Annotated in this window: 6 protein-coding genes and 2 pseudogenes; 5 read left to right on the plus strand and 3 right to left on the minus strand. The window is 70.0% G+C overall.

Annotation, left to right across the window (positions count from 1 at the left end; all coding sequences use genetic code 11):
- Positions 1 to 5,963, minus strand: a 5,963-nt coding sequence (locus ACFV6I_RS28010; RefSeq protein ID WP_380428278.1) for a hypothetical protein, incomplete at its 3' end; no start/stop codon positions are given.
- Between the two features lie 364 nt (positions 5,964 to 6,327).
- Here ACFV6I_RS28010 and ACFV6I_RS28015 point away from each other — a divergent pair.
- Positions 6,328 to 10,797, plus strand: a complete 4,470-nt coding sequence (locus tag ACFV6I_RS28015; RefSeq protein WP_380428279.1) for a LamG-like jellyroll fold domain-containing protein — start codon at positions 6,328 to 6,330, stop codon at positions 10,795 to 10,797.
- Between the two features lie 478 nt (positions 10,798 to 11,275).
- On the opposite strand, the gene ACFV6I_RS28020 is transcribed toward ACFV6I_RS28015, so the two are convergent.
- A complete protein-coding gene (locus ACFV6I_RS28020; protein ID WP_380341141.1) occupies positions 11,276 to 11,599 on the minus strand; it encodes a hypothetical protein in 324 nt (107 codons plus the stop codon).
- A 26-nt stretch (positions 11,600 to 11,625) separates the two neighbouring features.
- Here ACFV6I_RS28020 and ACFV6I_RS28025 point away from each other — a divergent pair, with 26 nt between their 5' ends.
- Complete coding sequence (locus ACFV6I_RS28025; RefSeq protein ID WP_380341139.1) at positions 11,626 to 11,835, plus strand: hypothetical protein; 210 nt, start codon at positions 11,626 to 11,628, stop codon at positions 11,833 to 11,835.
- Between the two features lie 25 nt (positions 11,836 to 11,860).
- Here ACFV6I_RS28025 and ACFV6I_RS28030 read toward each other — a convergent pair.
- Positions 11,861 to 12,108 (minus strand): annotated as a pseudogene (locus ACFV6I_RS28030) (group II intron reverse transcriptase/maturase); the annotation flags it as partial.
- On the opposite strand from ACFV6I_RS28030, the pseudogene ACFV6I_RS28035 reads away from it, so the two are divergent.
- The 3 genes and pseudogenes from ACFV6I_RS28035 to ACFV6I_RS28045 all read left to right on the plus strand — a co-directional run.
- A pseudogene (locus tag ACFV6I_RS28035) lies at positions 12,109 to 12,513 on the plus strand (MFS transporter); the annotation flags it as partial.
- A 282-nt stretch (positions 12,514 to 12,795) separates the two neighbouring features.
- A complete protein-coding gene (locus ACFV6I_RS28040; RefSeq protein ID WP_380428280.1) occupies positions 12,796 to 14,406 on the plus strand; it encodes a cytochrome bc complex cytochrome b subunit in 1,611 nt (536 codons plus the stop codon).
- 36 nt (positions 14,407 to 14,442) lie between these two features.
- Positions 14,443 to 14,883, plus strand: coding sequence for a PPOX class F420-dependent oxidoreductase (locus ACFV6I_RS28045; RefSeq protein WP_380428281.1), 441 nt, complete (start codon positions 14,443 to 14,445; stop codon positions 14,881 to 14,883).
- Positions 14,884 to 14,940: the final 57 nt, after the last annotated feature.

Raw genomic sequence — 14,940 nt, forward strand, 5'->3', positions numbered from 1 at the left:
CTGTCGATGGCCCCGCCGGTGCCGCGCTGGACCCCGACGGGGTGGCTCCATGGGCGGTTCTCGTGGGTGGTCGCCGAGTCGATGGACAGGGTGCCGGTGCCGTGGTGGTCGGCGAGCTGGTAGGTGAGCTTGGTCGGGCCCTGGCGGACGAGAGTGACGCCGCCGGGCAGGGCGTAGTAGCGGGTGCCGGTGCTGGTCTTGGCGTTGGTGTCGTAGGCGAGTTCGTCACCACCGCCGAGGTTGACCGTGACCTTGCCGGGGTTGCGGCGGATCAGCTGGTTGCCGTCCGCGTCGTAGACGTAGCTGGTGGTGGAACTGCCCTGCTTGAGCGTGGCGATCTTGCCCTCGGCGTCCCAGGTCAGGTCCGCGCCGTTGGCCGCGTCCACGGTGGCCCACGTGCGGGAGTCCCACTTCGGGGCCCAACCCGGCGCGTACACCATGAACTTGCCGTCGTCCTGGACGACCGCGAAGAACTTGCTGTTCGGGCCGACCCATGACTGCGAGGACCACAGCGGCACCCGCTGCGGGTCGTAGACGACGAAGTTGCCGTCGTCCTGCATCGTCGCCCACGCACCCGGGTGGTTCGCCGTGTCGGACGACCACGTCACCAGACCGGTCCGCAGCGAGGTCAGCACCAGGTTGCCGTCGGTCTGCATGGTCAGCTGCACGCTGCTGGAGCGCACGGACTCACCCGGGTTGAGCACGAAGCCGGCGCCCAGGGTCTTGTTCGCACCCGGGTTGGCGATCTTCGTAGTATTCCCGGCCGCGTCGTACTGGTAACTGCCCGGCACACTGCCGTTGTTGGAGAAGGTCGACTTGACCGCGGTCGGCACGTGCGCACCGCCGGTACCACCGCCCGTGCCCGCCGCCGAGGTCGGCGTGTTGCGCGAGCCCGCGGCCGGGAAGGACTGGTCGATGGTCAGGTCCTTCGACTGGTCACCGGTCGGATTGTGCATGACCAGCTTCGTCCGGTTGCCGACCGCATCGTACGTGTAGTCCTGCCAGTATGGCGCGCTACCACCGACGGTGGTGGTCCCCGCCGTCGAAGCCCCACTCGTGGGCAACGAGTTGGCGCACACCCCCTGCCCCGCCAGCGACGGCGTGGGCTGGTTGAGCTGCCCGGTGTCCGACCACGCCGTGGTCAGCCGGCCCAGGTAGTCGTACGTGAAGCACTGCAGATCCGCCTGACCCGGAGTGTTGTCCGGAACCGTCCGGACCGCGGTGATCCGGCCCGCCGGGTTGTACGCGTACGTGGTGTTCTGAACCGTACCCGTCGATGATGTCTGCTTGTCTACGTACTGGGTCAGCAGCCGACCGGTCGACTCGTCGTAGGTGTTCGTCGCGACGATCTGGGTGCCCCAAGGGTTCATCGTGTCCCGGATGTTACGTCCGTAAGCATCCCAGTCCGCTTGCCGCAGGTAGGTATACCCCGAGCCACTCACATCGTTGAGCTGCCCGAAGTCCTCGTAGTTGTAGGTCACCGCCTCCTGGGCCAGATCACCCGCCGCGGCACGGCCCTCCGACACGATCGATCCGCTGACCGGGTTGTAGGCGGCCGTGTAGTCGAAACTCATCTGCCCGGTCTGGCCGATCTCGGACCCCGGGATGGAGACCGAGGTCTTCGTCGCCCGGTACGCCACGTCGTACTCACTGACCGACTTGGTGTAGGCCGTACCGCCTGCTCCACCGACGTACCGGGTCGAGGCGGCCGGCTGGCCCTTCACGACGGTGTCGTAGGTGTAGCCGGTCAGCTGGTTCGCCGGGGCCACCGAGCCGTTGAACGCCCCGGTCTTGCGACCCAGCAGGTCGTACGTGACCGCGATCGTCTGCCCACGCGCGTCCGTCGTCGACGCCAGCCGCCCCGCACTGTCGTACGCGCGGGTCGACACGCCGGTGTCCGGGTCGTCCGCCTTCACCTGGCGACCGCGCTGGTCGTACGTGTAGCTCCAGGTGTTGCCCGCCGCGTCCACCCGGGTGGCCACCTGACCGCCGGGCGTGAAGGTGTAGCTGGTGACATCGGCGTCGGCCTGGTTCCCGGTCGCCGCGGCCGTCTTGTACTGCCACAGCTGCGTCTTGCGCCCGCGGGCGTCGGTGACCGTGCTGGTCGCGGTGGCACCGGCCGGCGGCGACACGTCCACCCGGTCCGCACCGGGATAGGCCGTCGTCGTCGTGGTCTGCGGCTTGCCCAGCGCCACGAACTGCGTGCTCACAGCACGCCCCAGACCGTCGAACTGCACCACGCTCTGGTTCGGCACCATCGCGCCGTCCGGGATCCACCGGGTCGTGTTCGGCTTGTTGGTGTCCTCGTAGTAGGCGCTGTACGCGCGGCCCACCCGGCCCTGCGAGTCGTAGAACGTGTCCGCGACGATCCGGCCCTGGTAGGCCGAGATCGCCGGGTCGCTCTGGGTCTGCACGGTGCGACCCAGGCCGTCCACGATCTGCACGGACTTCCCGTACGCCTTTCCGCCCGGACGCAGCGAGTTCGTCGTCACCGTGGACGGCGCCGAGCTGCCGTTGACGGCGTAGTCGAAGGTCGCGTTCGCGTTGCCACCGGTGTCCTGCCCCGGGGCCCAGACCGCCTTCACCCGCCCGAGACCGTCGTACGTCTTGGTCGTCGTGCGGCCGTTGGCATCCTTCGCGGTCAGCACCAGGGCGCGGGCCGGGTTGAGCGTGACGGTGGCGGTGCGGGCGGTGCCCGCATCGGGCGCGCCGGCCGGGGCCGGGGTGCCGGTGACCACCTGGTTCGGCAGCTCGCCCGGGTTCGCCGAGCTGTACGCGGTCGTGGTGACCGCACCCTTAGGGTTGGCGCTGTCCGTGACCGTCGGGTCGGTCACCGAGGTGGCCCGACCGTACGGGTCGTACGTGCTGGTGCCCGTGGTGACGAACCGCGCAGCGCCGTTGACGTCGTAGCCGTCCAGCACCTGGCTGCCCGTGACCTCGGCCTTGGCACCGGCGGTACCGAAGGCCTGGCCGTCGTAGAGCGTCCGCTTGTCGGAGACGGTGTTGGCCGCGTTCGCGTCCGCCGTGCAGGCGCTGGCGCCCGAGATGACGAACTGCTCGGAGACCAGGCCGGTCATCTGGGAGTTCGCGCCGGCCGCGTACCGGTAACGGGTGCACACGTCCGGCGTGCCGTCGGCCGTACTCAGCGACGTGGTGACCCGGTTGCTCTTCCCGGCGTCCGTGTTCGACACCGTCGTGGTGGTGCGGGTGCCGGTCGTGGTCGCGGCGGTCGCGGCGGTAGTGACCTTGGTGGCGCCGTAGCGGGCGACGAGGTCCGGCAGGCCAGCGCGCGCGTGGGTGGCCCTCACCACCGGGCTCTCATAGGTGTTGACGGTGTACGACACCGGCGAGCCCGCGTCGGCCGAGGCGTCCGCGTAGGTGTCCGTCTCCAGGACCTGCCCGGACATCCAGTCGGAGTCGGTCCGGTTGCCGCTCTTCACGCCCGCGACGGTCGCCGCCTTCGGCTTGCCGTCGGCCTTGATGTCGCCGTCCATGCCCTGGTAGTAGCTGGTCGTCGACTTGGCCTGCGGCCCGTCCTTGCCGGAGCCCGTCACCACGGTGACGTTGGCGAAGCCGCGGAACTGGTCCCAGGTCCGGTAGTCGGACTCGACCAGCGCGCTGTCGTTGCGGCGCCAGGCCGCCGGGCCGTACGTGTAGGAGGTGGTCATCGGCACCGAACTGGCGATGAGGTTGCCGTTCGGATCGACGGTCACCGTGTCCACCGGGTACCGCAGGAACCAGTCGTCCACCGTGGACTGCACCTGCGTGTCGTACCACTTCACGTTGTAGCAGCCCATGGTGTCGCTGTCGGCCGAGGACGGGATCCGCCCCGCTGTGCGCGAGCACTGGTCCTGCTTGTACGAGACCGTGATCGTGCCACCGGTCTCCGTGGTGATCACGGCCACGCGCGGGCGGTTGTAGCTCGGGCGGCCCAGCACCAGGCCGTCCACCCGGTTGGGCAGCAGCAGGTCCGCGAAGGTCACCACCGGAAGTGCCTGCTCGGCCTGGCCGTTGGCCGTGTCCTTGCCCGTCCGCTTCACCGACTGCAGCCACGCGATCGGCGCGTTCTCCGTCGCGTTCTGCGGCGTCTTGAAGACGTGGGTGAACTCGTACGTGTCCACCGGGCGGTAGGAACCGCCCGAGCGGATCGAGGTCGTGATCCCGTTCAGCCACTTCGTCGACCAGTACGTGGGGCCGTAGTTGGTGCAGGCACCACTGTCCTGGCACTGCTTGTCCAGCGGCGCGTCCGGCCAGTTGGCGGCGTTCGCCGCCGTGCGCTGCGACGGGTCGCACACCGGGGCACCCGACACGCACCGCTCACCCGATTCGAAGTCGACCCGGGCCGCGGACCGGTACGAGCCGCCTGCGCCCAACTGGTCGGACAGCAGCTGGCCGTAGGTGATCGCGGACAGCACACCACCACGCGTGTACGCGGTGTTCGCGCCCTTGCCTCCGTTCTGGGCCCCACCACGCGCGTACCAGTTGGTCTCGGGCGTGTAGCCGTACGTGGTCAGGTTGCCGTGCGCGTCGACCACGTAGTCCAGGTTCCAGCGCCAAGCGGTCTGGCACCAGGAGCCCTTGCCCTTGGAACCGTCGTAGCACGGGTTCCCCGGGTTCGGCGAGTACACCGGAACCGTCCACGCCGACTTGCTCTCAGGACCCGTCTTGCCCGGCGAACCGTCCGCCGCCGGCAACTGGTTGAGACCGAAGTAGTAGACCGTCCCCGAGGTGTCCGTCACCTTCAGGTACGAGCCGTTCCAGGTGCCGTTGTTGGCGCCGGTCAGAAACTCGACCTTCGTCCCATCATCACCCTTGAGCCGCCACGTGCACCGCGACTGCTCATCGGTCGCCGTCCCGGCGACACACGAACCATCATCGGGCACCAGTTCACCCGAGTGCCCGCCGAGCGATAGCGTGAGGTTCGGCCCACCCCAGCACTGGTCACCCGAGCCGGGAATGCCCGCCTTGTCGCACCCGCGGTAGCCACGCTCGACGAACCCGGCGCTCAGGTCCCAGCCGTCGCCGATCCACGACGCCTGGGCGTTCGTCGACGCCGTCTTCCCGTCCACCGACGCCGAGTCGTACCCGAGCGCGAGCGACGGAGCGCCACCGCCCAGGGACGGCGGCACCACGATCGGATAGCTGTACGTGAACGACCCCGACGCGCTACCCGCCGTCCAGCTCTGGCTGGACCCCAACGGCGTGGCACTGTACGTACCCGTCCCGCCGGAGGGCGCGGCGTCCAGTGCCAGCAGCACCCGACCCGGCGCGGCCAGCGAACCCGCCGCGGCCGCAGACTCCGCCCGCGAGCCCTTCGACGTGCCACCCACGGCCGGCAGGTCGACATCCGCGACCAGCCGCTTCGACTTCTCGTCGTAGTGCGAGGCGACCGGCGTGCGGGCCTGACAGCCGTCGACGTCCGGGGTGGTGAGCGCGCACTCCGGCAGCGCCACTAGCCGGGCCCGGTGGGCGAGGTCACCGCTGACGCCCATCGCGCCGAGATCGAGCCCGACCTGGACCTTGCCGGCCTTCGCCGCCTCGTCGCGCGACAGCGCAACGACCGTACCCTGCAGGCCCTTCGAGGCGTCTGCGGGCGACGCGGCGACCTGCACCCGCACCGGGGCGGTGGGCGCGGCCTCACCACCCGGCGCCGGCGCCAGCCAGACCGGCAGGTCGCCCGCCTGCCTGGACGCGACCACACCCGCGTCCAACGCGACGTCCGCGCTGCCCTGCTTCGGCTGCCGCAGAGACTTCGGCGGCACCCAGTTCGGCGAACCGGTCTGCGGCGAAGTCGACTTCACCTTGTCCGCCGCACCGTGCACCGAGGCCGTCTTCGGCAGTGGTGTGCCGGGCGGCGACCAGATCCGGCCCTTGTCCGCACCACTGCCTGCAGGGGCCGCGACGGCGGTGCCGAGCGGAGCCGCCAGGACGGTCAGAACTGCAAGCGAACTGACAGCTCCCAATCGGGATCTGCGCCGTCTCGACGGCCGCTTGTCCCACCCGGTGTCACCGGGTGGTCGTTCGTAAAAAGAGGACATCTCCACCCCCATGGGAGGTCCGCACCACGACTCGGCGCGGACAGGTCTCGGTGGAGGGTAGGGCGCTAACGATCCAGTGGTCGAGCGACTTGAGGATCCCCTGAGGCTGTGATTAACATCACAGATCAACGAAATCGGCGGACGATCCGTCAAATCGGACACCCTTCCCGGCAATGCAATTGACGGCCAGTCAGCTATCCGGCAGCTTGCTGAGGACCTCTACGAACGATCCTGATCCGGCCGTCCTGCTCGGCCGGACGTTCACACCTCTCCTCGAAGGGGATTCACCATGCCCGCTCCCTCCGGAGCCTCCTCCGGGATGCGCAGAACCAGATATCCATCTCGGCGTTCGTACGCCGTCGCGGTCACCCTGGCACTCGCGCTGACCTCCGTCGGACCGGTCGCGCCCCTGGCTCTCGCCGCCGACTCCCCGGCCTCCTCCAGCCAGGCCTCCGGAGGGATTCCGAAGGACCTGGCCGACCGGATCGCCGCGGGCGACGCCAAGTTCGCTGGCGAGAAGCCCCGACTCGCCTCGGACAAGGCCATCGCCGAGGCCAGGCGGACCGGGAAGCCCGTCCCTGTGCCGGAGTTGACCGACGAGTACAGCGAGACCGTCGCCACCCCCGCCGGCCACCTCGCCCGCACCCAGCACGCCGAACCCCAGCGGGTGAAGCAGAACAACGCCTGGGCGAACCTGGACGGCACCCTCGTCCCCGACGAGCACGGCGGCTACCGGCCCAAGACCGCCGTCGCCGGCGTCCACCTGTCCGGCGGCGGCGACGGACCGCTCGGCACCCTCACCAGCCCGGACGGCGAGTCCCTCACCATCGACTCCCCCTTCCCGCTGACCAAGCCCACCCTCGACCCGGGCGGCGAGGCCCTGGTCTACCCCGAGGTCACCCCCGGCATCGACCTCAAGGTCACCGCCTCGAAGCTCGGCGGCCTCTCCACCGTCCTGGTCGTCAAGACCGCCGAAGCGGCGAAGAACCCGGCCCTGAAGAAGGTCCGCTTCCCCACGCAGGCCAAGGGCGTCAGCGTCAAGGCCGACGACGCCGGCAACCTCACCGCCACCACCAAGGACGGCAAGGTCCGCTGGCATGCCCCCACCCCGCAGATGTGGGACAGCGGCACCGGCACCACCCCCGGCGCCCCCAAGGGCAGGGCCGCCGGCGCCCAGCGAGACGGGCAGGACCAGGGCGGCGACAGCCGGGAGCAGAAGAGCACCGCCGACGGCCCCGGCGCCGGCGCCAAGGTCGCCACCATGCGGACCTCGGCCTCAGCCGACGCCGTCGAGCTGACCACCGACGACTCCGTCCTCGGCAAGGGCCAGGGCCCCTGGTTCATCGACCCCGGCTGGATCTACGACCGCCGCGAGGCCACCACCTGGGCCTGGACCCAGTCCGCCTACCCCCGCACCAACAACCTCGGCCGTACGGTCGCCAACTCCGGTGACCAGTACGCCCAGCCGGGTGTCGGCTACCAGGGCTACCAGACCTCCAAGGGCGTCGAACGGTCCTACTTCCAGTTCGATACCCGCTGGTACAACGACATCGTCATCAACAAGGCGACGATGTCGTTCTTCGAGGCCAAGTCCTCGGACTTCTCCTGCACCAACAAGTACACCGTCGACCTGAACCTCACCGGTGCGATCGACAACAACACCACCTGGAACAATCCCCCCGGCGTGGTCACTGGAGTCGGCTCGGCGGACGTCGGCGGCGCGGGGCAGAACGGCTGCGGCGGCTACACCCAGTTCGACTACGACGTCACCGGCGTCTACCGCCAGTACGCCCCCAGCCACGACAACCTCACCTTTGGCCTGTTCGCCCGCAACGAGTCCAACGCGATGGCGTTCAAGCGCCTCACCTACAACCCGGCCGTCGTGGTCGAGTACGACCGGGTGCCCAACACCCCGACCAACCCGTACGCCTGGCCCGTCCCCTCGACGACCGTGCCGTGGGCCGAGAACCAGGGCTGTGACGGCAACTCCATCGGCTGGCTCAACTCCTCCTCCGGCTTCAACGGCTCCGTCACCCTCAACGGGACGGTCAGCAGCAACGCACAGAGCTCGCTGTTCGCCTGGACCCACATCTGGGACTACGCCGACCTGAGCGCCGACGCCGACTCCGGCTTCACCGCCGAGGTACCCAACGGCGGGAACGCGGCCTTCCAGGTCAAGCCGGGCGTCATCAAGGACGGTCACGTCTACGGCTGGGGCACCATGGCCAGCGACAAGCTGGTCCAGATGTCCGCCTCGACGCCAATCTGCCGCTTCGGCGTCGACCTGACCCCGCCGACCCTCTCCGTCCCGGACGTCTACACCCAGCTGCCCGAGGGCGACCTGGCGACCACCTTCCCGCCGTCCGGCAACGGCCAGGTCACCAAGAAGCGCACGGGCGAGACCGGCCTCGTGCCGTTCACCGCGGCCGACCCGGCGCCGGGCGGCAACGCCTCCGGCGTCGCCTGCGCCCGCTGGTCCTGGGACCCTCAGCTCGCCGGCGCGGGCTGGGTCTGCGGCAACGACTTCCCCCGGGGCGGCATCCCGGTCTCCTCGGGCCGCTGGGGCACCAACATCCTGTACATCCAGGTGATGGACAACGCCCGCAACGTCTCGCCGGTCGCCCAGTACGCCTTCTACGTCCCGTGGAACCCTGACGGCCCGCCGCCCGTCTTCGGTGACGTCACCGGCGACGGCGCGCCCGACATCCTGACGCCCGACCAGGCCGGCTACCTGCGCGCGTACAACCCCCCGGGCAACCCGAACGCCAAGAGCCCGGCCGTCTCGGCCGTCTCCATCCCGGCGGAGGCCCCCGGCGGCAAGGGCTGGACCGGCATCCAGCTCACCCACCGCGGCACCCTCACCGGCGGCAACAACATCGACGACGTCATCGCCCACGCACCCGGCGACCCGGAGCTCAAGCTCTACCCGAACCCGGGCAACACCGGCGTCTACGGCCGGATCGACAAGCCGGTCCCCCTCACCAAGCCCAAGTGCGCCAAGACCGCCACCGAGGACTGCTCCTGGCTGACCACCGCCGGCTACAACGCCAACGACTGGTCCACCACCCTGCGCATCGCCGCCCTCGGCGACCCCGTCAACACCGACCTCGACCCCAAGCTCAGCTTCAAGAACAAGACCGGCCTGCTCACCGTCGAGAGCACCGACAACGGCACCGACGCCGCCCTCTGGTACTACCCGGCCACCAACGCCAACACCCTGGGCAAGCCCGTCCGACTCGCCGCATCCGGCTGGAAGGACAAGGAACTCATCACCTCCGGCGACTGGGCCAAGCAGGGCCACCCCGGCCTGTTCACCCGCAACCTCGCCGCCTCGTCGGACGCCGCCAAGGACGACCTCAACGGCCTCACCTTCACCACCGGCACCGTCCTCGCCACCGACAGCCAGGGCCAGCCGGTCAACGACCCGACCGGCAAGCCGCTGATAGTCCCCACCCTCACCGGCATCGCCACCACCACCAAGATCGGCGGCGTGCCCAGCGACACCTGGACCACCCTCGGCTCCGACGGCGACCTCACCGGCAGCGGCAACGCTGCCCTGTGGGGTACCAAGGCCGACGGCTCGATCGACATCTGGTGGGGCAAGCCCACCACCCCCGGCTCCCCGACCGCCGGCTACACCTGGCAGGTCGGCCCCAACACCATCGCCAACACCACCGTCAACCCGCAGTGGTGGACCCTCGACAACCACTCCAGCGGTGACAACGAGGACTCCAACAAGCTCTACAAGAACGGCGACGACCCCAAGAACACCTACCCGACCGGGGCCATGCTCACCGCGGACCACAACCGCAACGCCAACAAGGCCACCGCCTTCGACGGAGCGTCGGTCTACCGCACCACCGCCCCCGTCAACAGCAGGCTCGACACCTCCCGGAGCTACAGCGTCTCGGCCTGGGTCAAGATCAACAACACCGACGGCTTCCAGACCGCCGTCTCCCTCACCGGCGACGTGGCCAGCCCGTTCTACCTCCAGTACTCGAAGACCTTCCACAACTGGGCCTTCGTGCTACCGGGCAGTGACAGCACCAGCCCCACGGCCTGGTACTCCGCCTACGACCACAGCGGCCGCACCAACGCCGCGGTCGGCCAGTGGACCCACCTGACCGGCACCTTCAACTCCGACACCTCGACGATCACGCTGTACGTCAACGGCGCGGCCGTCGGCTCCGACAAGGTGCCCAGCGGCTGGAAGCCGGCCCCCGGCAGCCTCAACGTCGGCGGCGTCACCTACAACAAGTCCGCCCCCGGTGACCTGCTCAACGGCGCGATCAGCGACGTCCGGGCCTACCCGTACGCCCTGACCGACCAGCAGGCCAACACGCTCGCCACCACCGACTCGGTCATCCAGATCCGCAGCGCGGTCGACACCCGCAAGTGCCTGGACAGCTGGGGCGGCACGACCGGCACCCAGCTCCGGATCTACGACTGCTGGAACGGCGAGAGCCAGCACTTCGCGATGACCAAGGACAAGCAGATCAAGATCCCGGCGTCCGGGCGATGCCTCGGCACCGCGGACGCCGTGGCCGTCGACGGCACCCCGGTCGTCGCGCAGGACTGCGGCAACCCGGCCACCCAGACCTGGATCCGCCGGTACGACAACTCGCTGTACAATCCGGCCTCCGGCCGCTGCCTCAACCTCAACAATTGGAACACCGCCAACGGCCAGGGCCTGGACGTCTGGCAGTGCTCCGACCAGGGGAACCACCACTGGGTCTTCGAGGCCCAGCAGACGGTGTAACACCTGCAATACCCCATAACAACCGCAGCGCCGTCCCTCGTCGGGAGTTCATCCGACGGGGGACAGCGTCGTTCAGCCGGCCGGCGTCGGATCGGATCCCGGCTCATTCCTGTAGGGCACCACCCGGTGTGATCACCCTGCTTCTCCGAGTAAGGTCCACCCACGGCCCAGGCGCACCGGTCGGTGACGAACCCTCCGGACCGAGGAGCGCGACCGTGCCCGACCAGGACCGGCAGACAGGCCAGTTCGAGTACCTGCGGCCGCGGACGAGGGCCCTCGCCTACCCGCTGCTGGGCTCACACGCAGAGTCGGAGGCCGCGGTGCGGGAGGTCTGGGTCAGGCTCGACCGGATCAATCCGGAGGAGGTCGCGGACCTGGCCGCCTCGCTGACCACGGTGACCAGGCGGGTCTGCCTGGGCCTGCTGGGTTCGTGGGACGCCCGACCGGAGCGGCTGCTGGACGTGGTGGTGGGGCCGGCTCACCCGGTGCCGCCGGGCGGGTCGGTCGGGCTCGCGCTGCTGGTCGCGCTGGACGCGCTGGCCCCGCCGAGCGGGTCGCCTTCGTGCTGCACGAGCTGTTCCGCCTGCACGTCGACCAGATCGCGATTACCCTCGGCCGGACCACCGCGGACACCCGCAAGCTCACCGACCAGGCCCGCCGCCAGGCACAGGAGGCCCGCGCGGCGGACGCCGAGGGCGGCCCGGTCGGCCGCCGGAGGCTGGTGGACGCCTTCTGCACGGCGGCCCGCGACGGGGACCGGGCGGCGCTGACGGCCGTCCTGAATCCGGCGGCCGAGCTGCACGCGGACGGCGGGCCCACGCGGACCGGATGGCGGAGCGCGCCGCGCTGCTCCGGCAGGGCGGGCCGACCGCCGCCGCGGTGCTGGTCAACGGCGCCCCGGGCGCGCTGGTCGCCCGGGACGGCGAGCCGGTCGCGGTGCTGGGCTTCGCCGTCCGGGCCGGCCGGATCAGCGGGGTCCACCTCTTACTGGACCCGGAGCGGCTGGCCGCGCTGGACATCGACGCCCTGAGGCCCTGACGCCCCAGCTCAGAAGGCTTCGCCCGCGGTCGGCGACAGGCGGAACCCCGAGGATTCTCGCGCCACCGTCATGCGGCTTAGGAATCTCCACCATGCGCACCGGAGGTGGAAAGTACGAGCCCGATGACATCCGGTTCCAGGCCTTATAGAGATTGCTCTCCATATCCTTCTCGAAGTCAGCGATACTCTGGCCGTCCACTCCAGGCGCACCCTTATTTGCCTTGACGCCCCCCATGCCTCCATCACTTCCCGCTTCGAAATCCCACGCAGCATATGGGCCTCGGCATGGGCACCGCGTTCATGCCGGCGATGAGCCTGGCCACGCACGGCGTCCAGCCGCGCGACGCGGGCGTCGCCTCCGCGATGGTCAACACCTCGCAGCAGGTCGGCGGCGCCATCGGCACCGCGCTGCTGAACACCATCGCGGCCAGCGCCACCACCAGTTGGCTGGCCTCGCACGCGACCGCCGCGGCCGCCTCGTCGCCGGCGGCCGCCCAGACCCTGCAGTTCCAGGGCATGGTGCACGGCTTCACGACCGCGATCTGGGTGTCCTTCGGGATCCTGGTGGCGGCCTCCGCGATCGCCTTCACCCTCGTGAACGCCGGTCGCCCGGACGCGGCGTCGGCTTCGGGCGCCGGTGCGGCGAAGAACGACGAGGTGCCGGTGATGGTGCACTGACGCCTGCGGGTTACTCGGGTGCGTACGCGGCCCGTCCGGTGCCCCCTTCCTGGGGCGCCGGGCGGGCCGCTCGCCGTTTCCGGGGCCGGCGGTTCCGGGGCCGGCGGTTCCGGGGCCGACCGTCGGCGGCGGCGTCGCTTCGGGGTCTGCGGTTCCGGATCTGCGGTTCCGGGTCTGGATCACAGCCGCCCCGGGTAGAAGTGGGGATCACTCCCCGATTATGGTGACCTCAGCGAGAAGCGGGGAATGATCCCCACTTCCTTCCGACTGAGGTGCGTGCACATGACCCGGAATCAGAACCCAGGACGGGGGCGGCGGGCCGTCGACTGGGCGGACGGCCGGCTGGGGATCCACACCCTGGCCAGGGCCAACCTTCGCAAGATCTTCCCGGACCACTGGTCCTTCATGCTGGGCGAGATCTGCCTGTACACCTTCCTGATCATCATCCTGACCGGCGTCTGGCTGACCCTGTTCTTCAAGCCCTCCATGGGCGAGGTGATCTACGACGGCTCGTACGTCCCGCTCAAGGGCGTGCCCATGTCGCAGGCCTACGCCTCCACGGTGGACATCAGCTTCGAGGTCCGCGGCGGGCTGCTGATCCGGCAGATCCACCACTGGGCCGCCATCGTCTTCGTCGCGGCCATGTTCGTGCACATGATGCGGGTCTTCTTCACCGGTGCGTTCCGCAAGCCGCGCGAGGTCAACTGGGTCTTCGGCTTCCTGCTGCTCTTCCTCGGCATGCTGGACGGCTTCTTCGGCTACTCGCTCCCGGACGACCTGCTCTCCGGCACCGGCATCCGGTTCATCGAGGGCGTGGTACTGGCCATCCCGCTGGTCGGCACCTACGTCCAGATGTTCCTGTTCGGTGGCGAGTTCCCCGGGCACGACATCATCCCGCGGTTCTTCACCGTCCACGTGCTGCTCGTGCCCGGCATCATGCTCGGCCTGCTGGTGGCGCACCTGATCCTGGTCTTCCACCACAAGCACACCCAGTGGACCGGGCCCGGAAGGACCGAGAAGAACGTCGTCGGCATGCCGCTGATGCCGGTCTACCTGGCCAAGGCCGGCGGGTTCTTCTTCCTGGTCTTCGGCATCGTCGCGCTGATGTCCGCCGTCGCCACCATCAACCCGATCTGGGCGTACGGCCCGTACCGCCCCGACCAGGTCTCCACCGACGCCCAGCCCGACTGGTACATGGGCTTCGCCGAGGGCCTGATCCGGGTGATGCCCGGCTGGGAGGTCGGGCTCTGGGGGCACACCCTCAACCTCGGCGTGCTGATCCCGTTCACGCTGTTCCCGGTGATCCTCGGCGCGATCGCGGTCCACCCGTTCATCGAGAGCTGGGTGACCGACGACAAGCGCGAACACCACCTGCTGGACCGGCCGCGCAACGCGCCCGTCCGCACCGCGCTCGGTGCCGCCTGGATCAGCCTCTACCTGGTGATGCTGGCCGGCGGCGGCAACGACCTCATCGCCACCCATCTGCACCTGTCGCTCAACGCCATCACCTACGCGGTGCGGATCGGCTTCTTCGCCGTCCCGGTGGCCGTCTTCGTCATCACCAAGCGCTGGTGCCTCGGCCTCCAGCGCCGCGACCGCGACAAGGTGCTGCACGGACGCGAGACCGGCGTCGTCAGGCGCCTGCCGCACGGCGAGTTCACCGAGGTGCACGCCGGGCTCGCGCCCGCCGAACTGCACCGGCTCACCGCACACGAGCAGCCCCGCCCCCTCGAACTGGCGGCCCCCGTCGACGAGAATGGAGTCGCCCGGAGCGCGGGCGTGCTCAGCCGCACCCGCGCCCGGCTGTCCCGCGGATTCCACGGCGAACACGCCCGGATCGCCGAGCCCGCCGCCGAGGAGTGCCGCGAGATCGCCGAGGGCCACGGGCACTGACCCGCGGCCCCGGCCCCCACGCCAGAGGGAGGACAGATGCACGACCGATCCGACCAGCTCGCCGAGAACAGATACCTCCTGCTCACCACCTTCGGCGAGGACGGCACCCGCCAGGACTCGCAGATCTGGGTGGTGCCCGACGGCACCGCGCTCGGCGTCTGGACCCCGGCCCACTCCGGCGAGGCCGAACGGATCCGGCGCCACCCCCGGGTGCTGGTCGGCCCGTGCGACGCCCACGGGCGCCCGACCGGACGCCCGGTGCCGGCCCGCGCACGGCTCTGCGACCCGGACGACACCGCCCGCTACCGCACCTCGCTGATCAACAAGTACGGCCTGACGGCGCTGATCGTGCTGGCCCGCAGCCGGTTCCGGGTCGGGCTGGCCGGGACGGTCGGCATCCGGATCACGCTCAACGAGCTGGAGCAGCGGCTGGTCGGGCCCGAGTGGCAGCTGCCGACGACGTACTGCGTCAACTGACTCCGTCGGGCGACCTGGTGGCGCCGGGGGCCGGGGGCGGGGGGCCGGGGGCCGGGG

Source organism: Kitasatospora sp. NPDC059803 (genome assembly GCF_042732255.1).
Lineage (GTDB): Bacteria > Actinomycetota > Actinomycetes > Streptomycetales > Streptomycetaceae > Kitasatospora.